Below are 24,100 nucleotides of genomic sequence, written 5' to 3'. Positions count from 1 at the left end.
CCGGCCCGGCGGCGGCCACGGAAGATGCCCCTTGCCGTTACCGCTCATCGCCGGCCCCGCTCACCGACAGGCGCCATCTGTGACGGCGACGCGCCCGGCAATCGGTCGGCGTGCAAGGCCGCGTGCAGCTTCCGCACGCTGCCGCGCGCTTGCAACAGCAGATCGCTGCTGCGGATATCGCGGCGCCGCCGGGTGGCCCCGTCCGACAACCGGGCCGCCGTACGCGCATCAAACGGCAACTGCACCGCGGCGGCGAAGGCCCCGCCCAAGGCGCTGGTGATCTCGGGCACCGAATGCGGCCCCTGCCCGATCACGCACAAGGCGACAGGGACATGCTCGCCGAGGGACTGGCGGATCGCCGCCACCCGCGAACGGGCGGCATGCACCTGCCGCAACGTCGGGCGCAACACGACCGTGATCAGCGAGGCCGCACCCAGAATCGGGAATGGATAGCCCGTCGCGCGCACCTGACCGACATCGGCGATCACGTCCCCCGGGTAGTCGGCCAGCATCGCCGCGATCTGCTCCCAGGTGTCCGCCGTGACCGCCTGGGCCTGGAACGGGTCAGCGGGTCCGGGCAGCACCGGCCGTGACCCGGCCTCGTCCAGTGGCAGCACCTGCTGGGCTAGCGCGGCCTCGGCGTCGGCCGGATCTTCCTTGATTCGCAACGCCAGGTGGAGCAGGCCCCGGTCGGCCGGGAAATGCCCGGCGAACAGCCCGGTCAGCACACTGCCGCCATCGGGATCGCACTCGGCCATCAACACCTGCTCAGGCCAGGCAAGCGTGAGCGCCAGCGCGGTGGTCGTCGCCCCCGGCGCACCACCCGGGGAGACCAGAGCGAGCAACGCCATGACCTTCTCAGCCCCTCCGCGCCGTGACCACCAGCGCGATCCGGCCCAGCGACGCCTGCCGCGCGATCGCCGGACCGGCCTCGGCGCCGACGAGCAGGTTCACCACCACCATCCCGTCGGCGTCTGGCGCCGCGACCCGGTCCACCGTGGCCGCCACATCCCGGGTGAGCGGCGCGGCCGCGCTGGCAGCCGTGTCCTGCCCGCCGGAACCCGGGGTGGCCACCACCAAGACCTGATCGCCCGGGCGCAGACCCCCGGCTGGCAGCTGCGCGGACCGCACCCCCACCGCGACGATCTGCTGACCCTGCCCGGGAGCCAGCGCCGTGGTGACCTGCCGGTGCGTCAGCAGCGACCCGGTCCGCAGATCGGTCGCGGCGATCCGGCCCACCACGCTGTCGGCCTGCGCGGCGGGAATCGCCTGCACAGCCGGATCGACCGCCGCCCGCGTCACCGCCAGATCCGCCCGGCCGATCTTTGCGCCGACCGGCACGTCCCGCACCACCATCAGGACCTCCACCCGCTGCCCCGCGGTGACGAACAGCCACGCCACCACCGTCGCCGACACCGCGATGAGCACCAGGCCGAGCAGGACCCGGCTGCGGCGCCCCGAGCGCGGCAACGGACGCAACGGCGGCGCGGTCTCCTTGGACATCGAAGGAGCGGTGGGTGCGGCGGACCGGGGGCTCATCGGCCACCCCCGTTCAGGGCCTGGCCTTCGGCGATCCGCAACGGGAACGACTCCGACACCGCGATCGGGGTCAGGGCACCACCCGCACCGCCGGACCCACGCCAGGTGCCGCCCCACGACACGGTCGCGGTGACCTGGTAGGCACCGGACGGCTGCCGCGCGGAACTCGCTGTATAGGCATAGGTGCACGACGACGGCTGCGGCCGCGCCCCCGCGGTGTAGGGAGTCCCGCCGCTCGGGCACGTCACCTGCCCCAGCCCGGTACCCGGCGTGATCGACATCGACTGCGGCGACGCCGTCAACTCCACCCACACACTCCCAGCCGACCGCCGCACCGTCAGCGACCGGCGCTGCGCCGGATCCAACCAGAACCACTGGGCCAACCCGACCACCCCATCTGGACCAGGGCGGTCACGCGGCGGAGCCGTCAGCACCCGCGGCCGCGGCAGCCGCAACTCATACAACGCCTGCTGCAACAAATCCACCGGCGACACCGCGGGTGCAGGCTCCGCGCCGCCCTCGGGCTCGCACGCGGCAATGCTGCCCAACGGCCCGCACAATCCGGTGCAGTTCTCGTTGGCGCCGGCGCCCGGACACTGCCCGGCGTCTCCTGCTGGGACCGTGGAACCGCCACCCGGTCGTTGGTCAGAGCCAGGGGCGCCACGGGGCGGACGTCCCTGCGAAAGCCCTTCGTCTTCAACCCTCCCAGCCCATCCTCCCGGCCCGGGCAGGGGTGGCGCCGGGTCAGGAGGTGCCGCGTTCGCGGCCCCAGTCAGGGCAACCACTAGCGCTACGGTGACAGGAAGGACGATCAGGACGCGGAATTGGTAGGGAGCGTGCATGGCGCCTCCATCGCCTTAACTGCCGAAACTCGCCAACGGCCGTCTCCTCCCTTGTGGAGCCTGGCCGAGTAGTTGACCGGTCTGGCTCCGCCGCGCGTCCCAGGGATCAACTGGTGTGTCCGAGCGTCAGCGAGTCCGGCCTGACTGACGTCCTGGCAGTCGCTGAGCCTCGCGACGGATCCGCTGATATCCACCGCATAGACGTGGACGGTGACCCGGCCCCACGGCTCACGGTTCTTTGCCTGTAGGTCACGGATGCCTCGAATCTGATCGTCGATGACACCAGGGGTGGACACCGGCGCTAGAACCTCGCGGGCCTGTGCCTCCGGGAGCACTGCGGCCTTCTGCGAGGCATCCCAGTACTGGCGGTAGGCGGCGATGACCGCGTCCCGAGGCGATGCTGGCTGGTTCGTGCCCGCGGAGGGCGCGCCCTGGGAGGACGGGACGGCAAGCGGGGGCGAGGACTGCAGTGGCGGCTGCCCGCTCGGGCGGTCGCTGTCGGAGCAGGACGTGATGGTGAGGGCGGTGGCCGAGAGCAGGGCCATCGCGATGCTGACATGGCGGGTACGTGTGCCGGCTACGTCACCGGCTCTGAATTGGTCAGCCAACTCTTTGCCTCGTAGCGCACTAGGCGGCAATTGTGACGAGAGGGAAGCTTAGGGTGACCGATCGCGTATGACAACAGTCACCTTTCGGGATCGATGTGGCCAGCGAGAGCCGAAATGATCATGTCTCTACCGGCTTGATGCGCTGGGTAATCACAGGAGACGGCGCTGCCGCTCCGACCGATGACTGCACTGCTAATCTGCGGAGGCCGACCGTAAAGCGGGCCGGCAGCCGGACGGCAGGGAGGGCCGGTGGAGTCGTGCGGCAAGCCCTTGTCGTTGCCGCCTTGGGCGACCGGCCACCGGATCGTGTGCTTTGCCTGGGCGAAGTCATGGTCCTCGCCTGTGTGGAACCGGCCGTGGAGGACGGGCCGCGCGGCTGAGGCCGATGCAGAGTGGCCGTCATCGCGCCACCCAAGCCTGCTCCGGAGGCAGGGGTTCGGGCGCATTCTTCCTCCGTTTTTGGATCATCCAGAATGGACGGGGGTAGGGCGAGCTGAGGACATCCTGCTCGTCAAACCGAATCTCACTCGACAGGTGTCGTGACTGGCTGTCGTCGCCAAAGTGGGATCCACGGTGGGGCGTCTTTGCCGAATTGTGAACTCCGGGGACTCGGTGATCACGCCAATGGCTTTCGTCTCGGCCTGCGATTCCGAAAAGAGATCATGATGGGGCGGCGTCTCTTCGCGGCTGACCGCGTCACAATCATGATCGTCACCGGGCCTTTGTCGGTCCCCGCATCGGGACGGAGTGTTCATTGTCATGGGGTCACGGTGTCCGGCCGGTGTTGCGCTCGGTGTGACACAGTCCGGTTGAGCTGGCGCTCCACCGCTCGAGTTCCCTCCAGCCAGGTGTTGCGCGCGCGGTGCTGAACCTGGGTGAGCTTGCATGCGGCTGTGGGTGTTCCACGCCCGGGAACCGGCTGCCGATGTGCGCTGGGGGTCTGCGGCTCCGCGCTCTGGCTCGGCAGTGCTGCAACGCACGGGTGCTCACTCCGCGGCTGCTGAAGGCGTAGATGGGTGATCTGGGCCCGGATGGCACACCCTGAGGATGCGCCCGTAGAGCAAGGAGACCCCGGCCAGGAGACCCGGGCCCGGGGTCCGTGGTCGTGTGTCACACCGCGCGCAACACCGCAGTGGCCAGCGTGGGTGGCCGTCAACACCACCTTCAATCCTGTGGAGGCGAATCCGTATGCGCGCCACACTCCTCTGCTGCGCTGTGCGTAGGACCGACCATCCCGCCCACGACGAGGTCGTCGACGAGGACGGCATCCGGCCTCGTCCGGCTGCGCGGCAGTCGCACCGCCAATTCCTGGGCCGGACGTGGGGCGCGGCGGTCGGCGGGGCACTGGTGGCTGGGTTGGTGTGCTGGTTGCTCTGCGCAGCGGGCCTGCTGTTGTTCGTCAAGACGCTCGGGCGGGGGCTGCCGGGTCTGGGCGCGCTGTCGGCTGGGTGGTCGCTGGCGGCGGCCGGGTGGTTCGCGGTGGTGGTCGCCGCCGCCGACTGGGTGGTGCGCAGCACCCTCCCTGCCGCCGCGTTCAGCGACGCCCCCACCGGCAAGAGCCCTGCCGACACCGAGGGGAGCGGCGTATGAGCAGCGACGCCGGTATGCCGTACGGTCTGGCGACACGGCATGACCCGCAGGACGCGCCCCCGTTGTGGAGGGTGCCGCCGCCGCTCCGGCCGCTGGCCGACCCGCCGCGACCTGTCCCGCCTCTGTTCCCGGCCACCGCGGCGCGATCCAGCTGTGAGCCCCTGACCGCCCGGCGGTCACGGGGGTACCTTGTGCGGCTGGGTTCCGCTGCGGCGCTGGCGGTCACCGCCGTGACCGCGGCCGCGGTGGCCGCGTGCAGTCCCGTGCACGTTCCGGCAGCGCCGCCGGCCGGGACCGACCCGCTGACCTCCACCACCGTCCCGGTGCCCCCGCCGGATTTCGTCGCGATCCCTGACCCCTGTGCGTTGCCCGTGCAGGCGACCCTGCAACGTCTGAGCCCGGGCGCCACCTGGTGGCCAACGCAGCGCACGCCGCGATGGTCCTGCACCTGGGTGAGCGCGGTGGATCATCAGGGCAGCCGGATGCACCGCAAGGTGGAACTGCGCATCACGATCGCGACCGACACCTCGTCCGACGACGCCCGAGCCGTCGCGCGTGCGATCTACGAGGACCAGCGCGCCCGCGACCACGCCACCTGGGGTGCCCGCTATCAGGCGGTGCCGCATCTGGGGGAAGGCGCCTACTCGGGGTACGCCGAACGCGCCGCCACGGGCGAGAGCAAGACCGGGGTGCTGCTGCGCAATCTCGTCTTCGATGTCACCTACCGCGGTGACACCTGGAACCCGCCCGGCCCGGACGCGCCTCCGCAGGAGGCACTGGCCGAGTCCGCGGCGCGGATGGGCTCGCTGCAACTGGCCCGCGAGGTCGCCTACGCCTTGACGCGCTGTATGCCCTGTTTCTCCGGCACCGCTACCTTCTCCGGCAGCGCGGCACCGGCAGGCGGTGTGCTGCCGGTCAACGATCTCAGGCGAGGCACCTCCCACCGGTCGTCGGGTGACGGGTGAAAGGTCAACGCAGCGTGGGAACCGGGATGCCGCGAGGGCAGCAGCGGCCGCAGCAGCCGCCACCTTGGGGAGTCATTGTGCGGGCTGTGGCCAGTGCCGCGGTGCTGGCGGCGCTGCTGGCCGGGCTGCCGTGGCTGCTGCTGGTGGCCACCGGCTCGCCGATCCCCGACCGGTGGCCCACCGCAGAGGAGGTCGTCGCGGCGTTGATACGCCCAGCTGACGGCACGCTGTTGCTCGCGACGTTGAAGTACCTGTCGTGGCTCGGGTGGGCCCTGTGGGCGGTGCTGGTGATGCTGGAGGCCGCCGCGCGCCTGTCCGGGCAGGTCGCGCCGACGATTCCCGGGCTGTCGGCCCCGCAGAACCTGGCCGCGGTCGCGGTGGGCGGCCTGCTGGCCGCCGTGCTGGGAGCCGCCATGTCCCTGAACCGGGCGACCGCCGCGCCCACCGCCTCGCTCGTGGACGTGATCGCCACGGCACCACCCCCGGCCGCGCCGGACGAACACCGAGCCGCAGCAACGCAGCAAGCCACCCTTGTTCCCCCACCGCCGGACAGGACCCCGATCGGTACGTTCACCCCCGGCCGGGGCGACGCCCCTTCTGGTGAGGGAGAGGCTTCGCCGGGCGAGGACGCTTCACCGGATGCGCCCCGTGCCACGGTGCGGTTCGCGTTCGATTCGGCCGAGCTGACGCCCAGCGCGCGCTCCACCCTGGACCACCTCGCCGATGACATCGCTGGCCGTGCCGCCGGCCACCGGCCGGTGGTGATCGTCGGTCACACCGACTCCCACGGCTCAGCCGATTACAACCGGCGCCTGTCGCTGCGGCGCGCCGACACAGTACGCGAGGCGCTGATCGGCAAGCTCGGCACCGGTTACCGGTTCCGGGTGGCAGGCGAGGGGGAGGCCGCGCCCATCGCCGCGGAGACGCGTCCGGACGGGGGTGATGATCCCACCGGCCGCGCCCGTAACCGCCGTGTCGAGATCACCTACACCCTTCGCGCATCGGCACCCGCCCCAGCGCCTCGGCCGACCGCGCCGACCAGCCCGCACCCCGGCACGACCACCACCCCGGCGCCCAGCCCGTCCGCGTCGTCCGCCCCGGAGAGCGGCGCGGGAGCACCACCAGCACGGCAGGCCCCGGAAACCGGCCGCTCGTCCACCGCCCCAGCCTCGCCCTCCCCGTCGGAGTCATCGTCGTCGGAGGAGGGGTGGCGTGAGAGCGGTCCGGTCTCGGTGCGGCTGCCCAGTGGGGCGCTGGCCGGGCTGGGCCTGGCGGCGGCCATCAGCGTCGCGGTGGCCGCCGCGCGACTGCACCGGCGGCATCGCCGTGCGCTGGCTCCAGACCGGCTCGGGGTAACCGACCCGGAACCGGCTCAGGGCGCAGCTGTCCGCGTGCTGCGCAAGGCACACGTTCGCTCTGCTGCCGCGATGGGTGAGCCCGTCCGCTCTGATCAGCAACTGGTCGAGGACGACCGCGCCACGGGAATGGCTGACGGCTTGGTCGTGGGGGAGCGTGACGGGCGGCCGGTCACGGTGCCGCTGCCGGGGTTGAACGTGGGCCTGACCGGACCCGGAGCCGCCGCTGCCGCCCGCGCGATCGCCACCGAGTTGCTGGCCCGCGCGCACGGCGACCGGATCGAACTGCTCACCCCTGCACCGACCGCAGCCACCGTGTTCGGCCTCACGGATGACCAGGTGAACCGGCTCGGCGACACCCTTGGCGGGCTGACCGTCGCCGCCGACCTGGCCGCGGCGGTGGAGTACCTGGAGACCGAGGTCCTGCACCGGGCGCGGATGATGAGCGAACACGAAGTCGGCGACGTCGCCGCGCTGCGGGCCGCCGATCCAGACGAACCGTTGCCCGCCCTCGTGCTCATCGCGCATCCGGACGAACGCCAACGCCTCACCGTGGAGGCCCTGCAGCATCGCGCCGAGGACTACGGCCTCGGCGCTGTGCTGCTCGGCGCGTGCCCGACTGGAACCACCTGCCACGTCGACGGCGGCGGCCACGTCCTAAAGGCCGACGGACCCGATGCCGCCCGTTGGGCGGGGGCGCGGCTGTTCCACCTGACGCCGCAAGACACCGCCGAGCTGCTGCAGACCATCCGAGCCGCCCGCGGCGAAGACCCCGCCACCTCTGCCGACGCCTCAGCCGCAGTGCCCGGCTCCGCACCCAGCAGGCCCTCGGGCCCGGCGCCCACCACCGAACCGCCCGCCGAGCCGCCCGAGCCGCCAGCGAAGTCCTCCCCCGGGCCGTCCGTCGCGTCGTCCAAGGCACCGGATCCGGATCGGATGGGTGCGCCGCTGCGGCCACCGCGCTTCGGGCGGGACCGGGGCTGTCCGGTGCGGGTCCGCCTGTTCGGACCGGTGCGCGTGGACACCGACCAGGGTCCGGTCAGCACCGGGCTGCGCCAGGTTTCCCGTGACCTGCTAGTCCTGTTGGCCCTGCATCCAGAAGGGATCACCCGCGAGCAAGGCATCGACGCGATCTGGCCGGACCGCGACCTCGACGGCGGCAGCACCATGTTCCACACCGCGGTCAACAACGCCCGCAAACGGCTCCGCACCGCCACCGGCCTGCGCGAGCCGATGTTCATCAACCACGCCGGCGGCCGCTACCGCCTGGATGCCCACCTTATCGACGTCGATCTGTGGCACTTCCTGCACGCCATCGAGGCCGCCGCCACCGCTGACGATGATCCCGGCCGGATCTCTGCTCTGCGCCGGATCGCCGAGGTGTACACCGGCGAGTTGGCCGAGGACCTCACCTATGAGTGGGCCGAGCGGGAACGTGAACGGATCCGCCGCACCGCCACCGACGCCCTGGTCCGCCTCGCCCACCTCCTGCGTGACGACGATCCCGAGGACGCCTTGAGGGTGCTGGAGCAGGCGTTCGAGCATGACCCGTTCTCCGAACCGCTGGCATGTGAAGTGATGCAGCTCCAAGCCGCTGTGGGCAACGCCGACGGCGTTCGCCGCACCTATCGGCTATTGGCCCACCGGCTCAACGAGATCGACATTGATCCCTCCCCAGACACCGAACGGCTCCAATCGGCGCTCCTGCGCCAGCACAACCTGGCCCAACGCAAAGCCGCCGCACAAGCCGAACACCTCGCACCACCACAAGGCCGATCACGACCGCGCTCACCTCGACCACCCGGTAGCTGAAGACTTCCGGTAAACCGCTCTCCAGCGACGGCCACGCACACGTGGTGCCGGTGCATCCCCCGCCCAGGCAGGGCCGGTATGTCCGGGAATAAGATGACAATTCTCTGGATGTGTGGCGCGTCCCACTAACGAATAAGGAGGCCCGCACGGACAGCCGGGCGTCAGTGACGCCGATGCCGCCGCGCGGGCCTTCTTGATGGCTGGTACCGCTACCGATTTCTCAGTGCGCCGCCTCGAACTGCTCGACCACGTGCGCCGGGATGCGCCCGCGGTCGTTGACCGGGATTCCGCGGTCCCTGGCCCATTCCCGGATCTCGGCGCTGCGCTCACGGTTGCTGGTTCCGCGCGTGGTCCTACGGGCCGTCCCTCGAATCCTGCGGGCGCTGCTCTGGAATGGCTCCAGGGTCTTCCGAAGTTGGGTGGCGTTCTTCTCGCTCAGGTCGATCTCATACGCCCGGCCGTCGAGGGAGAACGACACCGTCTCCTGTGCCTCGCCGCCGTCGAGATCGTCGACCAGAAGAACCTGCACCTGCTGCGCCATCAGCGGCTCCCCTTCCGTTGCTTCGATACCGTATTTGGTTGGAATGATAATACGTGCTCGGGCCCGATGGTATCGGAAATGGATCACTCGTGTGGTGTAGTGCCTCGTCATGACCTCTCACGACAGGGCATTTGATCCCCCGATCTGATTCCCCGCCCTGCGCTCGCCAGATGCGTACGGCGCGGCATAGCGCCGCGATCCACAGAGCGATCCTCTGATCAAACGTCCATTCACGATCACAGGGGAGGCCATCCGGTAGTTCGTATCGCCTCCGATCTGCCATCCAGTCCGGAAGGCATTGCCGACGGCTCGGCATGACTTGACGGTGATTGACAAGTCGTCGCTCGATGCCCCAGCGGTGCTGTTCACGGAAATTCACGCCCGCATGGCACCGCCCGGGAACCAGGAGGCGGCCGAACGATGACAGCATCAAGCGAACGTACCCCTCGCCCGGCCACGCATCTCGCTGTCCTGGCCGATGCTTGGCTCCAGCGCAATGGTCCGATGATGTGGCGGCGGATCTACCCCGGGCGCCTGGACCAAATCGCCCAGGTCCGCTCCTGGGTGAGAGCCCAGTGCGCCGACACCGAACGGGCCGATGACGCCGCGCTGATCGCCGCGGAACTGACCAGTAACGCGCTCCTGCACACCCGCTCGGGACATCCCGGCGGCTGGTTCGGCGTCGAACTCACCCGCCACCACGACCTGTGCCTGGCCGTGCACGACCTGGGCGGACGCACCATCCCCGCGTTCAGCACCGCCGACGGACAGGGCGTGCTCGCCGAACACGGCCGCGGCCTGCGCGTGGTCGCCGAACTCGCCGCCCAGGTGGGCGTTGAAGGAGATCCCGTCGGCGGCCACACCGTCTGGGCACGGCTGACCGCCGACACGTCCGTGCCCTGCACGAGTTGATCTGGCCGGTGCCGATCGTCCACCGCCCTTTGCGTCCCCGGATGGATGGGCGCGATGACCAGAACACGGAGTCACAGCCTTGCCCGAACACCCAGCACATCCTTCACCAGGCGGCCCCGGCGAACGGGTCCGGAAGTTGCGGAAGCAGCACAAAATGTCGCAGGCACACCTGGCTGGGCGGGATCTGTCCGACAGCTACATCTCCCTGATCGAGTCCGGCAAGCGCACGCCGTCACCCACCGTCCTGGCCAAACTCGCCGAGCGACTGAACTGCTCAGTGGACTACCTGCGCTGCGGGATCGCCGAGACCACCGTGGCCGACCTGAACACTCGATACGCCACCGCCCGCCGCGCCCTCCACACCGGCCACCCCGACCACGCCCTACCCCTATTCGCAGACCTGGCCACAAACCCGGCCCTGCCCGCAGTACCGCACCTGCACGCCAAGGTCCTCGCCGACACCGCACTCACCCTCGAAGCCCTCGGCCGCTTCGACGAGGCGATCACCACCCTCTACCAACTCCCGGACATGAAGGCGACCGACGAGGACGGTCCGACCGCCCGGCTGGCATCGCCCGCTGCGGACCAGCAGGCCGCGCATCGCTACCGGCCGAGGACGCTTCCTGTCGGTCAGCCACCGAAGATCGGATGGGACCGATGGGCCGACGCGCAGGTCGCGCTGGCCCGGTGCCACCGCCGCAACGGCCACGCCCAACGTGCTGCTCGTACCGCCCAGGCCGCGTTCGCCGTCGCGGCCACCGCCGCCGACAGCAACGACGTGGCGGCCACCGAAGCGGCGGTGCAAGTCGGCGGGGCGCTGGTGGAGGCCCTCACCGACATCGGTGACCTGATGCTGGCCCGCCAGACCTGCACGCATGTGGTGCGTCTCGCCGAACACTCCGGGCACCCCGCCGCCCGGCTACTGGCCTACCGGCACGCCGCCCACATCACCGAGACCCTCGGCGACCTGGACGAAGCGGCGCACTGGGCGGACCAGGCGCTGCACCTGCTGGATGCCGACGAGCACCTGCGCGCCGCCACCGAAACACACGCCCGGTGCGCCGCGTTGCTACTGCGCGCGCGCCCGGCCCACGCCGAACGCGCCCGCGACCTGCTGACCCAGCAGCTGACCCGCGCGGTCCTGGACGGCGGCACCGCCCAGACACTGGCCGACCTGGCCGAGGCCGAACTCCTCCTCGGCCACCCCGAACAGGCAGCCGCCCACGCCCGCCACGCCCTGCACACTGCCGACACCCACCACCCAGCCGACCACACCAACGCCCCCGCCGACGGCACGCGCACCCCCAGCCCGGCAGGGGCTGGCCCGACCCGGGCCGTGGCACAAGCGCTGGCCGTCCTCGGCGACGCCTGCGCCCGCCTCGGCCAGACCGATGAAGCGATCATCGCGCTGATCCACCGAGCCGAACTGTTGGAAGATCGCGGCTCGTCCCGGCAGGCCGCCCACGCCTGGACCCGAGCCGCCGATCTGCTCGGCTCCCGCGAGGGCGACCCCACCAGCCGGGTCGACCTGCGGCGTGTCCAGTTCTATCGGCGGGCGCTGGCCGCCATCGGGGTGCATCACGATGACTAGGGTCGCCGATGCGCGCGGGCGACAGCCGGGGCCGCGGTGGCGGTGCCCCGACGCCCGCAGCGTGCCCGAAAAGCCCGGCAAGCTGGCCGCCTGGCTGGCCGAGCGCGGCGCCGCGTTCTACCTGGAGATGCTCCTATCCGGCAGCCAGCAGGTCCGCCCACCCGGCCCGCTACCCGATTCGGCCGTCCATTTGGCCGCCGACGAGCACCACCGCGTCGGCGGACAGCAGGTCAGCGCCAATCAAGGCACCTCAACCTGTCGATCATGGTGTTTCTCAGGCTTCGCGCAGACCGGGTTAGCGCCCGCGCCCGCACACCCGGGAGGAATTGCCTCTCCACCCGCCAACGGGCGGCACAGCCGAACACCACGGTGGGGCCAGCGCGAATCCCGCGAGAGGGGAATGCTTAGGCCAACACCGACCGGTCGTGGAGCACAGGTGATCTCGGCGGCCTGGTGAGCTTCACGCCCAGCCTGGACGGCAGGATGGGGCGGTGCTCATCCTGCGCGCCACCAAGAAGCTCCTCCACCGCCTAGGCCCACCCAACCAGAGGGATGAGGAACAGGCCGCCACGCTGCTGGGCCCGTGGTAGGGCACCGCGCTGTTCTGGAAACCACAGGTGGCGTTGCTGGTCAGCGAACCGACACTGCTGCCGGTGCTAATGCCATTGGCGCCCGCGGCGACCCTGCCGGCCCGCTCTTCCGCAGGCACGTCAGCCCCGACCGTGAGCTGCATGCCCTGCTGCGCTCTCTTCCGTGCGGGCGAGCCAGCCGACCCACAGGCTGCTAGATCATCGCGGTTCGCAATACGATAAGCGCAGGCCAAGGCCGATTTAGGCAGGATTGCTTACTTCGGTAGTCCCTTCTTTACCGCCTGCCGCCCACAGGTTCGGCGTGCTCATGGACCGCTGGCGAGATTAGCCTGTCGAGCGGCCGGGTGGCCGACTGTCGGCAGAGGTCAGAAGCGATCTAGGCGCGGTCGGAGCCGCAGACGCAGATGATGTTGCCGATGGGGGTACCGACCAGGTCGGCATGATCGTTTACGGAGTGGCCGCAGGTAACGGCGGGATCTAGACGTGCCGATGGCTCTCCCGACTCACTCTAGGGAGTGCTGTGTCGAAGGGACGCTGGGCGTGGGCTAAGGATTAGGCTGAATGTCGGGGCAATGGGGTGAGACAGGGTCTTCTGGGCGGAGTGAGGTATATGGGGTCCCTGCCGTGAGCTCGCCCGAGGCTCCGCCAGGCCGGCGCCGGGGGCGAGCCCCGGCTGGCCCGAGGGCGCGGGTAAGGCCGTGATTACCGGGCGGCCGCGAACTCGTCCAGGGGCATGACGCCGAGGTCGGTGGCGGTGTCCGGGATGACGTGCCGGGTCATCAGCCGCCCGCCGCGCGTACGGATGTAGCGCAGGGCCAGCTCGTGTGCTCGCGGACCGTGACTGGGGTGTACCGGCATGATGTCGCCCCGTTCCGGGCGTTCGATGCCGTATTGGGTGATCACCCCGGCTTCCACCCCGGTGTCGTAGGGGATCTCGAACACGTGATCGCGGCCGTCGTCATCCCCGCGGGCCTGGATGATCACGCGGCGGCGGGCCTCATCCCGGATGATCTGTATCACCGTGGCGTAAATGTCATCGCGGTAAATCGGGTTACCGATGCGCACGTATTGCGCGATGATCTCGGCGTCATACCAGATCAAGAACGGCGCCGTTTCCATTGGGTGCCTCCCGTTCCATTCCCGTGACCGTTCAACGTGATGTGCCGTTACCCCCATTAGATCTCGCATTTGGGTGAAGTCAAGCCGTGACCGGGCGTTATTTTGCGGCTGGTCGTCATCTCCGGCGAGGTAAGCCTCTCCAGCCGTTTGGGGCTGGAAAAAGTTCGGAATCACCCTTGACTACGGGATAGCGCAGAGCGAACGTCGTGGTAGAACGGCAAAACAGAAACACCGAACCGAACATTTGAATAGGGGGTGTAATGGGCAATTCAATTGTCGTGCGAGCACATCATGTGGCGCGTTTTCGCCGCTGGTGCCAGGGTGAGGGGAACCCTTATCTGGTCTGGACGGGCAGGGGTGTGCGGACATTCCTGACCGACCGGTGGCCTGCGCTGTGTTGCACCGGCGCGTTCGTCATCACCACCCGTGATGATCTGTTCGCGGGTAATCCGGAGGCGCTGGATTTGCCGGACGAATCATTGGCGGCGGCGCTCACGCAGATCACCAACGACCTGCTGGCGGAGCGAGCTGGCTCCTGCGGGTGAACCGGCGGGCGTTGCGCCAACGGCCGAACGCCCCAGGCCGGGCCGTCCAGGGTGATGCCCGCCCGCATCAGGGTGGGTCTCGCCCCGGATGACCCGACCCCCTCTACGGCGGGTCACCGAGACGGTACACGCGCGGCGATGAGGGGAGGAGGCGCCGTGATGACGGCACTGTCCGCGCACACCACCCCCGCTTCGGTCCCCGATTCGGTCCCCGGGCCGGTCCGGGGGTCGGCGGTGCGGCATTGGCACGTGATCGAGTCCGAGGCAGGCTACCTGCCCGAGGCCGAGCCGGTCTTCTGCGACGAGGCGATGTCCGCGCTGGATGCCTTGGCGCACCAGATCAAGGACTGGGCGCAGGTCCATCCCGATCCCGAAGATCGTGAGGCGACCGCGGCCGAGGGGGTTGCGGAGATCTACTGCACCTGCCGCGGCGAAGGGCGCTCGGCCGAGCATCACGACGCTGTGAGGTGGGTGGAGCGCGGCTGTGGCATCACCGAGCAGTTCGACGAGCGCGTGTTCGAGCTGATGGCCTGCACCGAGTACGACTGCCTGAAGTTCTGCCCGCAGCCCGACTGCGGCACGTTCGTCGCGATCACCGAGGCCGCCCCAAGCTGCTGGTGCTGTGGCGCCCGTTATGTGGCCTGGGAGTCGTGCGGCTGGCTGCCCTGACCCGCAGACGGTCTCCTGGTCGGAGGGTCGGGCCATCACCCCCGGTAGCCCTTGCTGCCGGGGGCGGGCCTGCTCCGGCTGAAGGGACGAGCGTGCGTGCCGTGTTCGGGTCTGGGGTCACCAGTCGAAGGCGGTGCAGACCGGTCCGCATTCCCCGCGATCATGCGGGCCACCGGGCGCGAAATGGTCCCCGAGCGCCTGCTGGCGTTGCCGGTCATCGCGGACGCGCTGGCCGTCCCGGCTGTGACGGGTGCGCGGCTGGGCGCCGTCGTGGAGCTGGTCACAGCGCGGGCATTGCCCGTAGGGCAGGCGCCGACCGAACGGCAGCGGCTGGTGGTTGTGATCGGTTAGCCCGCGCGCGGCGCGTTCGGCGCGCCGCGCGTCACAGCGCGGGCATTGGCCGGGAGGCCGCAACGGGCTGAACGGCTCCACCTGGTGATTGTGCGCGACCGCGCCTGCGCGGCTCGTAGTTTCGTCTTTCTGCTTCATTTCGGCTTCACCTCCGCATGCCGGTGTGCAAGATCTTCTTTTCTGATAATGCTGCGGTTCTCTTCGTGTGGGTCGATTGAATCTCGATTCGCGCACAAGTCAAGCCCGGCGGCCCGATCATTTGAGGGCGGTTTAACCAGCCGATCGGGTAAGGCCGTCCAGCCACGGAGGCGATAGGCCGAGGCGAGTCGATATTCCCCGGGAGAAGGTCGCCGGCTCGGGGTTGACTGGCGGGTGTTTGTCGAGATAGAGGGCGCTGCCGGGCCGGTTCGCGAGGTGAGGGTGTCCAGCCGTTTCGGTTACCGAGAAACCGGCAGAATTCTATTGCCAGGGCACCCGGGTAGAGCGATGGTCGAGCTCCGAACACCAAAAGGGAACGGCGCCGGGATCGGCGCCCCCCGGTTAGGGAAGGAGCCGGATGATGACGCAGGAAAACACCACCGCCACCGCGCTGGCCGCTGCCGAAATGGCGGGCGCCGAAATGGCCCCGGACGGCCCCGTGACGCCCGGCAATGGCGCCGCCGGTAGTGGCGCCGACCAGCGCGGCGACGGCCCGGCAGCGGCGGTTGCGGCCGCGCTGACGGCCAACCCCGGCGGCACGGTCGCCGCAATCGCGCGGGCGGCGGGGGTGTCCAAAACCGCCGCGCGCAAGGAGCTGCTGGAACTGGAGACCGCCGAGCTGGCGGTGCGCACGGCGGGCGGCCGCACGCGCGGTAAGCGCGCCGCCGACACCTGGCACCCCGCCCCCGACACCCAGCATGATCACCAGCAGGACGACGCCCCGGCGCCCGCCCCGGACACCGAGCGCACCCAGCCCGAGCCCGCCGAGCCCGAGCCCGCCGATGGCGGAGCCGGTGATCAGGAGGTGTCCACACCGCAGCCGGATGACACCGTGCCGGATGACGGCGCCTCCGGCGGCGAGGCCGCTGACGCCGACCCGGAAACGGCCGACCAGGAGGAGCCGGACGAGAAGCCGGTCGACGAGAAGCCGGTCGACGAAGTGTCGCACGGCGAGGAGTCGGTCGAGGAGGGGATGGAGGCCGCTGCGGTGGCCGAGGCGGACGGTGCGCTGGCCGAGCTGCGCCAGGCGCTGGAGGTGGTGACGGCGGCGCTGGCTGCGGGTGACCGTGATGCCGCGCGGTCGGCGGTGGAGGCGGTGTACACCGGGTCGGGCAAGGCGCGCCGCCTGGTGCGCGCCGCCGCGAACGGGCGGCGTCGTACCGCCTCGGGGCGGGCCCGGTCCCAGCCGGGCGAGTTGCGTGCCAAGGTGGCCGCCCATCTGGCCGCTCACCCCGGTAGCGAGTTCACCCCGCATGAGATCGGCAAGGTGATCGGGCACTCGGCCGGTGCGGTCGCCAACGCCCTGGACCGCCTGGTCGGTGACGGCGCGGCCGAGCAGACGTGCGAGCGTCCCCGCCGTTTCACCGGCACCCAGCCCGCGCCCCGCTCCGACGAGGCCGCCCCCGGCACCGAGCCGGACACCGAGCCGGGCACCGAGCCGGGCACCGAGCCGGACGGGGACGCGGGGAGCTGACCGCGTGCCCGGCCCGGAGGGCGGGGTGCACCCGCCCCCGGGCCAGGCGCCCCCGGCAATTCCAGCTTTCTGTGACGTTGTGTTTTGAGGTGTTTCCCCGTGATGTCCCCCTCAGCCAGTGGGCGTGGTCGGCTGGGCCAAGGTGAACTGCGCCGCCGGGTGGCCGAGTATCTGGCCGACCATCCCGGCTCGCACACCCCCGGGCAGGTTGCGCGGGCGCTCGGACGGTCGTCCGGCGCGGTGGGCAATGCCCTGGAGGTTCTGGTCGGGCACGGTCACGCCGAGCAGGTCGGCACCCGCCCGCGCCGGTACCGCGCCACCTCCACCACCGCGGGCGCCGCCCGGGCCGCCACCGTCCGCCCCCGCCACCCGGCCGGTTCCCCGCCGCCCTCGTCTACCCCGCCCCCTGGGCCGCCGAGCGGCCCGTCGGCGGGCGGCACCGGTAGCCCGGCGGGCCAGCCCGCCCCCGCATCGCCGTCACCGCCGCGCGCGCCCGCCCCGCTGGGGCCGGTGCAGCGTCCCAACGGGCAGACCTACCACCCCCGTCAGCTGGCCGACCTGCCCGACGTGGCGGCGCTGCGACGGTTGCGGGAGGCCGGGATCGCGGCGCTGCTGTACGGGCCGCCCGGCACCGGCAAAACCTCGCTGGTCGAGGCCGCCTTCCCCGACCTGATCACCGTGGCCGGGGACGGCGACACCGCCGTCGCCGACTTCATCGGCGAGTACACCCAAGCCCCCGGCGCGGGGTATGAGTTCGTGTACGGGCCGCTGGTGACGGCGATGAGTGAGGGCCGGTGCCTGTTCATCGACGACGCCACCCTCATCTCACCCAAAGTCCTGGCCGTGGTGTACCCCGCCATGGACGGCCGCCGCCAGATCACCGTCAAGGCCCACAAGGGCGAGACCATCACCGCCAAGCCCGGCTTTTATGTGATCGCCGGGCACAACCCCGGCGTGCACGGCGCCATCCTCACCGAGGCACTCGCGTCGAGGTTTTCCGCGCAGATCCGTGTGTCGACCGACTACGACCTGGCACGCACCCTCAAGATCGACCCCAAGGCGGTACGGGTGGCGCGCAACCTGGCCGCCCGGCAGACCGCCGGAGAGATCGGCTGGGCACCGCAACTGCGCGAGCTCATTGCCTTTCAGAAGATCGCCGGCGTCCTCGGCACCGAGGCCGCCGTGGCCAACCTGGCGGGCATCGCCCCCGAAGAAGACCGCGACGTGGTCGCCGAGGTCCTGGCCTCGGTGTACGGCCGCACCATCACCCCACTGGCCCTGGGCCGCCAACTCTGACCACCAACCCGCCTCCAAGCCCTGTGCCCGTACTTGCCTTGGCGAAGGGACGGCGAACCCGAAGAAAGGAGATCACCCGAGATGGCCACGCACCTGAACCCCGCCACCAACCCTGCCAGCGCCACCATCGCGCGTGGTGCGTGGAGCAAAGTGTCGGCCGCCTTCACCGGCCAGATCAGCGCCCTGACCGACCGTGACGACCTGATCGTCACCTGCGCCCCCGGCGCCGGGCACGGCGCCCCCGGCTGCTTCATCCCGGCCCTGGCCACCATCGAACTCGACGGCGTCCACCTCGGCCACGATCCCGCCGGGTGTGATCCGTCCCGCCCATCTGACCGGGAACGGTACCCGGCGCTGTGGGGAGTGTTCGTGCACGAGGCCGCGCACGCCCGCCACTCGGCCTGGCACGCCACCGCCGCCACCGGAACCGGCCCGGGCGCCTCCTCGGGCCTGCCCGCACCGGCCGCCAGGGCGGGCGGGGCGCACTGGGAGGCGGCGGTGCTGCTGGAGGAATCCCGGATCGAAGCCGCGCATCTGGCCCGCCGCCCCGGCGATCACCGCTGGCTGCGCGCCTGCATCACCCAGCTCGTGCTGGCCGACTTCACCCCCGGCCCGCCCGGCGCGACAACCGCGGGCGGCTCGGGCGGCTCGGGCGGCTCGGCGGGTGCGGTGCGCGCGGCGATGCGACCGTGGGAGGCCGGGTGCGCCGCCGCGCTGATCCTTGCCCGCGTCACCACCGGGGTACTGGACACCGATGAGACCGCTCCCGTCGCACGCGCCGTGTGCGAGGTGATCGGCGCTAGCAGGCTGGGCGTGCTGGCCGAGTTGTGGTGCCGTGCCCACCAAACGGCCGACGACGACACCGCGGGCATGCTGGAGTTGGGCCGCCTGTGGTGTGACTGCCTGGGCCTGGACCCTGACCAGCCGCCACCCCCACCCGAGCCCGATGCCGACGGGGACTCTTCGCCGCTGGCGGCGGCCATCACCGCCACCGTGGAAGCGATCACCGACGCCGACACCCCACCCGCACCTGTGCCGGGGCCGGACCGCTCGGCCGAGCGGCGTGCCGAGAAGGCGGCCCGTGATCAGGCACGGCAGGCCGCCAGCCGGGTGTTCGCTGATCCACCAGCGGTCACCAAGCGGGGCCCGACCCGCATCACCGGCACCCGCACCCCGACCCAGGCCGAGCAGGCCGCCGCCCGCCGCCTGGCCCGCCACCTGCGCACCGCCGCGCACCGCGACCGCGCCACCGCCACCGTGACCTCGCCGACGCCACCGGGACGGTTGCGGATGCGGGACGCGCTGGCGGCCGAGGCCCAGCGCGCCGCCGGTGCCGTGCCCACCGCCGAGCCGTTCACCCGCACCCTGCACCAGCACGTCCCCGCCCCGCCGCTGCGAGTGGGCATCGCCTGCGATGTGTCCCGCTCGATGCGCCGCTTCGCCGCGCCGGTCGCCTCGGCCGCCTGGATCATGGCCAGGGCCACCGGGCACGTGCCCGACGCCCGCTCGGCCACCGTGATCTTCGGCGCCACCGTCCGCCCCGTCACCCGCCCCGGACGTACCCCCGCCCGCGTGCACGAGTTCGACGCCGACGACGGCTGCCACGCCTTTGCCGAAGCCGTCGACGCCCTGGACGCCGCGCTCGACCTCTCCCGCCCCGGCACCGCACGGCTGCTGGTGGTGGTCTCCGACGGCGTCTTCTCCGACACCGAAGGCCGCCACGGGCAGCAGCGCATCACCCGCCTGACCCGCAGCGGCTGCGCCGTGCTCTGGCTCGCCCTCGGCCTGGCCGTCCCCATGGACGGCACCGAGCCCGTCCTGCTGGACGACCCCGCCGACGCCGCTACCACCATCGGCCAAGCCGCCGCCCGCGCCCTACGCACCACCTAACGGGATGTCGCACCTCGCCATCGCCGTGCCGAACACGACCACCAGCCCCCAAGGCCACCGGCCCCTGACTACCGAGATCGGCATCCCGAGGCGGCGGCATCTGACGCGGCATCTGGCCACGTGCCCCGCCCACCGGGAGAACGCGCCACCGAGAACGAGAGGAAGAGCCCCATGAACAAGTTCGAGAGTTCCCTGCGTGACCGCCACGCTGAAGCGATCGACGCGCGCGGCGCCGCCGAAGGCGAACTCATCTCCCGCATCGACGAGGGAGAAGCCCTCGCAGAACAGCTACGCGCCGTCGCCGAAACGCGGGCCTTCGCCGAATGGTGGGAGCAGCTCATCATCCACATCGACCAAGGCGGCGACGACCCCTACGACGCCCTGCTGGGGCTACGGACGCGGCGCGCCAGCTCCTGCTCGAGCGCCCGGCACCGAGGAACACCTGCCCGTTCACCCTGGGCTTTGCCATCGCCTCGATCGAAGGCGCACGCCGTTTCTACCGAGAAACCGCACCCCTAGATGTCACATCAGCCCAGGCTAAATCAGAGAAATGACCCGAGCCCCGGACTACAAGCAGCACCACGGAGATCGTGATGACCGCCGCCATGACCGAACGAGACCACAGCGCCGGAGCTACCCCGCACCGCTACCACTACACCCGCACCGTCGAGATCGCCGGGCACACCGTCCGAGCCTGCGTCGAACGCGACACGTTCATCAGGCGGAGCCGCGCGGTCGCCGACGTGCTCAACGACCAGATGATCTGGACCAGCCTCGCCGCCGAGGCACCCAGCGACTGGTGGTATGACACCCCGCGACCCGGCCCCGGCGTCGACGCTCCCGCCCGGTTCCTCCGCCCCGTCACCGAACGCCTCCTGCAACGCGCCGCCGCGATCCTGGCCGTCCCGCCGACCACGCACACCCTCTCCCCACACCTGCACGGCGCGATCAGTGCACTGCTGGCCACCAGCTACGGCTTCAACGCCGAGCACGACATCGAGCCAGGCGACATCACCTGGGCCTACACCTACGGAGGCGCGCTGCACATCATCGAGCACCCCGACGGCCGTGTCACCTTCACCAAGGCCCACCGCGAGGACTGCCCGTTCATCACCAGCCGAGGCGCACGGGAATGCGACCAGGACTGCTACGTCCCGCACCCCGCCGATGTGGAACCCAAGCCCGGCCCCTCATCTCGATGACCGCGGACCTCTCACTGCCGTAAGAAGCAGAGATCAGACCATCCACCAACACGTGGATGGCCTGATCGGTGCTGCGGGCGGGGTTACTGATCGATGAGCGCCGGCGGAGCCGGTTCGTCGCGTTCGGCCTCCAGCGGCCGCTTACGGACCAGGTCGACCAGGAACGCGGCGATGAACTCGGCCGGGGTGTCGGAGGTGAACACCGCCTCCCACACCACCGCGTCCAGGTCGCCATGCGCGTAGGCGCGGACCACCCACACCGGCTCCCACGACGGCCAGCCGGGCAGGCGCGGCGCGAACCGCCATCGGTCCCCCTCGGCAGGGCCGAAACCCTCCTCGGGCACAAACGCCACGATCACGCGGCGGTCGGGCGAGAAGGCGAAGGTGTTGCCATGCTCGTCCTGCTCGAATCGCCACCCGGACTGGTGCAAGACACCCAGCGCGGTGTCGGGCATACCCGCACCGGCCAGATACCGAGGCAGATCGGCCATCGTCGGCTCTCCCTTCCCCGAGACGGAAACGATCACCGTTTCCCGGCGCCGGGTGCCTGATGGGCCGTGCCGGGGGTTACACCGGTTACACCCCGACCGCCCCGTGTGGCCGCCCGATCCGGCCCGTGCGCGCCCCGGGGCCCGCTTGAGGACCCGGGGGCGGGTGGTGCCGTACCGGCCCGGTCACGGGGAATCATGGCCCGGCCACGGGTGGCCGTGCCATTCCCGGCCAGGGGGCCGGGCACCCGGTAGGGCATTTCCGCCTCGGATATGGAATTGTCAAACGGGCGTGTTCCTTGCGAACGCCCACGACCATGACTCGACCGCCACAACACGTCAACCGGCCACCCGGAAAATTCCCCGAGACTCTTGCGGTCTTATCTACTCGGTCTTTGTCTCGCTGGCGCCTTTGCAAAAGGGGCTGGATGTCGTGTTGCTGTGCGGGCGGTTAAAGGATGTCGAATTGGTCGAGCCCGGGGATCAGGCCGAGGGTGTGGCCGTCGTCCCAGCGCACGGCCAGGGTGCCCAGATCATCGATCCCGGTGACCGTGCCCAGGGCGCCGGGGCGCAGATCGGTGTAGGGGTCGCTGGTGGAGATCAGGCGGATCCGGCTTCCGGGCTGCGCGCCCGCGGCGGCGCCTGCACCGGCCGCCGCTGCGCGGCGCTCCTGTCGGGAGTCACCGGCTGGCGCATCAGCGGATGCGGCGGACTGGTCGGGGTCGCCGGGCTGGTTGGACTGGTTGGAGCGGTCGTTGCCGTGCGGGGGCTGGACGCGGAGGACGCCGAGGAAGAGCTGGGCGAGGCGCCCGGCCGGCACGGCGTCGCGGTGGCGGGCCCAGAACCCCGGCGCAGACCGCGGGCCCGAAGCCGGGGTGGTCGCCGTAGGGCAGGGTGGCGTGGCAGGTCAGCAGCGCACCCGCCTTCAGGTTTTCCTCGATGACCTCACCGATGCGTGGCGACCGGGATGGCCGAGCGGATCAAAGATCCACCGATGTTGAGCTGTTGACGGGGGCCGCGCACGTGGCCCGTATCGGAGAGTCGTGGACCGATCTCGCCTTGCCTCTGCTGACGACACCGAACGAGCCGCTGAGGTTCGCGGTAGAAACTGTGCGGCCTAGCGAGACGCAAGCGAGGGTCGAGGAGCTCCGGTTCAGGTTCTGGCCACCGGTTCGAGACGTCGACCACAACGACTGGGAGTGCGGTTGCGATAGGCCAGTGGTGAGCTGATGAATGGTCCCGGGCATTGGGAACGTCGAGTGAAGGTCACGTACGACGACCGATGAACAGCAGCTGATAAAGGGCCCGCGGGGCCCTACTTGTCTCGTTCTCTGCGTCTGAGGTCGGCAAGCATCTTCTGGGTTTCGTTCGGCTCGCCCTTAGCTTGAAACGCCCTTTGTGCGGCTTGGACAGTCCGGGTTAGGTCGGTGAAGTCGGCGTACTGAAGTTCAAGGGTGAGCTTCGCCCACTCCCTAATCCAATGGTCGCGCTTCGCAACCGTCGGAGATTCGATGTACTCGAACCCGGCGACCTTGAGCAGGATCCACAGGTCTAGGTTGAGGTGTTCCTTCTCGGCTGCGCGACCGAGGGTGACGACCTCGTGGTGCCTGGGTTCGCCCTGGACGCGCCCCTTGTCCCAGTCAGTGACGCGCTGGTAGGTGACGCCAGCCCATTCGGCGATCTGGGTGTTGGTGATCCCAGGCACCTGCTCGCGAAGGTAAGTGACGAGAGCTCGTCCGTTGGCTGGCATGCCCGGAATGTAGAAGCATCGGCGTCCGCAGCGCCTGGACAGCAGGGATGTGGCCTGAGACGGTCACCCGGACTACAGCGGGCGTGGGCCTGCTCAGTGGCTTGAGATACTCAGCCGCCTTGCCGCATAGCCACCGCATGGTCCCTGGACCTAGCCCCGGCGGAGAGGACTGCTTACATTCGCGGGATAGCGCAGACTCCGAGTCGTTCGTACAGCAGTCCTCGTGCGTGCCCGGCAGCCAGGCGTCCAGGTAGAGGTCGACGTCGCCCTTGGCCATGCCCGCCGACGGTCCCCGCGTTGATCGCGCTGTCGGAGGGGCGTTGCTACTACCCGGACTGCTTGGTCCCCGTCGTGGACTTCGTCGACGACAAACCGTTTATGAACGTGGACGTCGCTCACATTTTCGCGCTGGCGGACGGAGGGCCGCGCGGGGACGAGACCTTGCCGGACCCGGAACGGAACCTGTTCTCCAACCTGCTGCTGTGCCGTAAACATCACCGCGCGGTGGACCAGGACGCGCGGCGGTACACCCCCGAGGTGCTCTTGGCGTGGAAGACCGCGCGGGAGGACGGTGAAGTCCGCAAGCTCGGGCCTGTCAGCGGGTTGTCCGAGACACACCTTGAGGAGCTGATCGGCAAGGCCTTGCAAAGGCGTGAGGAGCAGCTAGATCAGGCGATCATCTGTCTCGGCGAGGTGGACCGGGCTGCGGCACGATTGATGATCCAGTTGCGGGAGGAGATTGAGACGCTCCGACGCCGGCCGGTGTTGGACGA

At 70.3% G+C, this 24,100-nt stretch carries 21 protein-coding genes and 1 pseudogene; 13 read left to right on the top strand and 9 right to left on the bottom strand.

Annotation, left to right across the window (positions count from 1 at the left end; all coding sequences use genetic code 11):
• Nucleotides 1-44 precede the first annotated feature (44 nt).
• Genes ACGWYJ_RS32315 through ACGWYJ_RS32305 form a run of 3 tightly spaced genes read right to left on the bottom strand, consistent with a single transcriptional unit; the run spans nt 45 to nt 1,847 of the window.
• Nucleotides 45-851, bottom strand: a complete 807-nt coding sequence (locus ACGWYJ_RS32315; protein WP_395110234.1) for a hypothetical protein — start codon at nt 849-851, stop codon at nt 45-47.
• A gap of 7 nt (nt 852-858) precedes the next feature.
• Nucleotides 859-1,503 carry an SAF domain-containing protein gene (locus ACGWYJ_RS32310; protein ID WP_395110233.1) on the bottom strand — a complete coding sequence of 215 codons (645 nt, stop codon included), beginning with the start codon at nt 1,501-1,503 and terminating at the stop codon, nt 859-861.
• A 32-nt stretch (nt 1,504-1,535) separates the two neighbouring features.
• Complete coding sequence (locus ACGWYJ_RS32305; RefSeq protein ID WP_395110232.1) at nt 1,536-1,847, bottom strand: hypothetical protein; 312 nt, start codon at nt 1,845-1,847, stop codon at nt 1,536-1,538.
• A gap of 2,357 nt (nt 1,848-4,204) precedes the next feature.
• On the opposite strand from ACGWYJ_RS32305, the gene ACGWYJ_RS32300 reads away from it, so the two are divergent.
• The 3 genes from ACGWYJ_RS32300 (at nt 4,205) to ACGWYJ_RS32290 (ending at nt 8,711) form a co-directional block, all read left to right on the top strand.
• Nucleotides 4,205-4,579, top strand: coding sequence for a hypothetical protein (locus tag ACGWYJ_RS32300; RefSeq protein WP_395110231.1), 375 nt, complete (start codon nt 4,205-4,207; stop codon nt 4,577-4,579).
• Nucleotides 4,576-5,544 (top strand): hypothetical protein, encoded by a 969-nt coding sequence (locus tag ACGWYJ_RS32295; RefSeq protein WP_395110230.1) that lies wholly within the window; start codon nt 4,576-4,578, stop codon nt 5,542-5,544. The genes ACGWYJ_RS32300 and ACGWYJ_RS32295 overlap by 4 nt, the downstream gene beginning before the upstream one ends.
• An 86-nt stretch (nt 5,545-5,630) precedes the next feature.
• Nucleotides 5,631-8,711 (top strand): OmpA family protein, encoded by a 3,081-nt coding sequence (locus ACGWYJ_RS32290; RefSeq protein WP_395110229.1) that lies wholly within the window; start codon nt 5,631-5,633, stop codon nt 8,709-8,711.
• A 220-nt stretch (nt 8,712-8,931) separates the two neighbouring features.
• Here the strand turns inward: ACGWYJ_RS32290 and ACGWYJ_RS32285 are convergent, their stop codons facing one another.
• On the bottom strand, nt 8,932-9,252 hold the full coding sequence (locus ACGWYJ_RS32285; RefSeq protein ID WP_395110228.1) for an Lsr2 family protein: 321 nt from the start codon (nt 9,250-9,252) through the stop codon (nt 8,932-8,934).
• Between the two features lie 504 nt (nt 9,253-9,756).
• On the opposite strand from ACGWYJ_RS32285, the gene ACGWYJ_RS32280 reads away from it, so the two are divergent.
• Both ACGWYJ_RS32280 and ACGWYJ_RS32275 read left to right on the top strand, forming a co-directional pair.
• Entirely contained in the window at nt 9,757-10,164 is a 408-nt protein-coding gene (locus ACGWYJ_RS32280; RefSeq protein WP_395110227.1) for an ATP-binding protein, read from the top strand.
• Nucleotides 10,165-10,243: 79 nt separating this feature from the next.
• Nucleotides 10,244-11,755, top strand: a complete 1,512-nt coding sequence (locus ACGWYJ_RS32275; protein ID WP_395110226.1) for a helix-turn-helix domain-containing protein — start codon at nt 10,244-10,246, stop codon at nt 11,753-11,755.
• A 1,292-nt stretch (nt 11,756-13,047) separates the two neighbouring features.
• Here ACGWYJ_RS32275 and ACGWYJ_RS32270 read toward each other — a convergent pair.
• Nucleotides 13,048-13,464 carry a hypothetical protein gene (locus ACGWYJ_RS32270; protein ID WP_395110225.1) on the bottom strand — a complete coding sequence of 139 codons (417 nt, stop codon included), beginning with the start codon at nt 13,462-13,464 and terminating at the stop codon, nt 13,048-13,050.
• Nucleotides 13,465-13,823: 359 nt separating this feature from the next.
• Between ACGWYJ_RS32270 and ACGWYJ_RS32265 the strand changes: the two genes are divergently transcribed.
• Together ACGWYJ_RS32265 and ACGWYJ_RS32260 are read left to right on the top strand one after the other, a co-directional pair.
• A complete protein-coding gene (locus tag ACGWYJ_RS32265) occupies nt 13,824-14,009 on the top strand; it encodes a hypothetical protein (protein ID WP_395110224.1) in 186 nt (61 codons plus the stop codon).
• Between the two features lie 159 nt (nt 14,010-14,168).
• Nucleotides 14,169-14,678: a hypothetical protein gene (locus tag ACGWYJ_RS32260; protein ID WP_395110223.1), complete on the top strand. Its 510-nt coding sequence runs from the start codon at nt 14,169-14,171 to the stop codon at nt 14,676-14,678.
• A gap of 117 nt (nt 14,679-14,795) precedes the next feature.
• Here ACGWYJ_RS32260 and ACGWYJ_RS32255 read toward each other — a convergent pair whose 3' ends face one another.
• Nucleotides 14,796-15,167 (bottom strand): hypothetical protein, encoded by a 372-nt coding sequence (locus tag ACGWYJ_RS32255; RefSeq protein WP_395110222.1) that lies wholly within the window; start codon nt 15,165-15,167, stop codon nt 14,796-14,798.
• A gap of 418 nt (nt 15,168-15,585) precedes the next feature.
• Here ACGWYJ_RS32255 and ACGWYJ_RS32250 point away from each other — a divergent pair, with 418 nt between their 5' ends.
• The 5 genes from ACGWYJ_RS32250 to ACGWYJ_RS32230 all read left to right on the top strand — a co-directional run bounded on the left by ACGWYJ_RS32250 (nt 15,586) and on the right by ACGWYJ_RS32230 (nt 21,089).
• On the top strand, nt 15,586-16,701 hold the full coding sequence (locus ACGWYJ_RS32250) for a hypothetical protein (protein WP_395110221.1): 1,116 nt from the start codon (nt 15,586-15,588) through the stop codon (nt 16,699-16,701).
• Nucleotides 16,702-16,860: 159 nt separating this feature from the next.
• On the top strand, nt 16,861-17,997 hold the full coding sequence (locus tag ACGWYJ_RS32245; protein WP_395110220.1) for an AAA family ATPase: 1,137 nt from the start codon (nt 16,861-16,863) through the stop codon (nt 17,995-17,997).
• Between the two features lie 81 nt (nt 17,998-18,078).
• Nucleotides 18,079-19,887: a vWA domain-containing protein gene (locus ACGWYJ_RS32240; protein WP_395110219.1), complete on the top strand. Its 1,809-nt coding sequence runs from the start codon at nt 18,079-18,081 to the stop codon at nt 19,885-19,887.
• 171 nt (nt 19,888-20,058) lie between these two features.
• Nucleotides 20,059-20,406, top strand: a complete 348-nt coding sequence (locus tag ACGWYJ_RS32235) for a hypothetical protein (RefSeq protein ID WP_395110218.1) — start codon at nt 20,059-20,061, stop codon at nt 20,404-20,406.
• Between the two features lie 74 nt (nt 20,407-20,480).
• Nucleotides 20,481-21,089, top strand: a complete 609-nt coding sequence (locus ACGWYJ_RS32230; protein ID WP_395110217.1) for a hypothetical protein — start codon at nt 20,481-20,483, stop codon at nt 21,087-21,089.
• Between the two features lie 83 nt (nt 21,090-21,172).
• Here ACGWYJ_RS32230 and ACGWYJ_RS32225 read toward each other — a convergent pair whose 3' ends face one another.
• From ACGWYJ_RS32225 to ACGWYJ_RS32215, 3 genes are all read right to left on the bottom strand, one after another.
• Nucleotides 21,173-21,580, bottom strand: coding sequence for a DUF317 domain-containing protein (locus ACGWYJ_RS32225; protein WP_395110216.1), 408 nt, complete (start codon nt 21,578-21,580; stop codon nt 21,173-21,175).
• Nucleotides 21,581-22,028: 448 nt separating this feature from the next.
• A complete protein-coding gene (locus tag ACGWYJ_RS32220; RefSeq protein WP_395110215.1) occupies nt 22,029-22,397 on the bottom strand; it encodes a DUF4314 domain-containing protein in 369 nt (122 codons plus the stop codon).
• A 495-nt stretch (nt 22,398-22,892) separates the two neighbouring features.
• Nucleotides 22,893-23,327: a hypothetical protein gene (locus ACGWYJ_RS32215; RefSeq protein ID WP_395110214.1), complete on the bottom strand. Its 435-nt coding sequence runs from the start codon at nt 23,325-23,327 to the stop codon at nt 22,893-22,895.
• A gap of 351 nt (nt 23,328-23,678) precedes the next feature.
• Here ACGWYJ_RS32215 and ACGWYJ_RS32210 point away from each other — a divergent pair.
• Nucleotides 23,679-24,100 (top strand): annotated as a pseudogene (locus ACGWYJ_RS32210) (hypothetical protein); the annotation flags it as partial.

Source organism: Actinomadura sp. SCN-SB (genome assembly GCF_043906805.1).
Taxonomy (GTDB): Bacteria; Actinomycetota; Actinomycetes; order Streptosporangiales; family Streptosporangiaceae; genus Spirillospora.
Note: the sequence above shows the minus strand (reverse complement) of the source record. Positions and strands in the feature narration are given on the sequence as shown.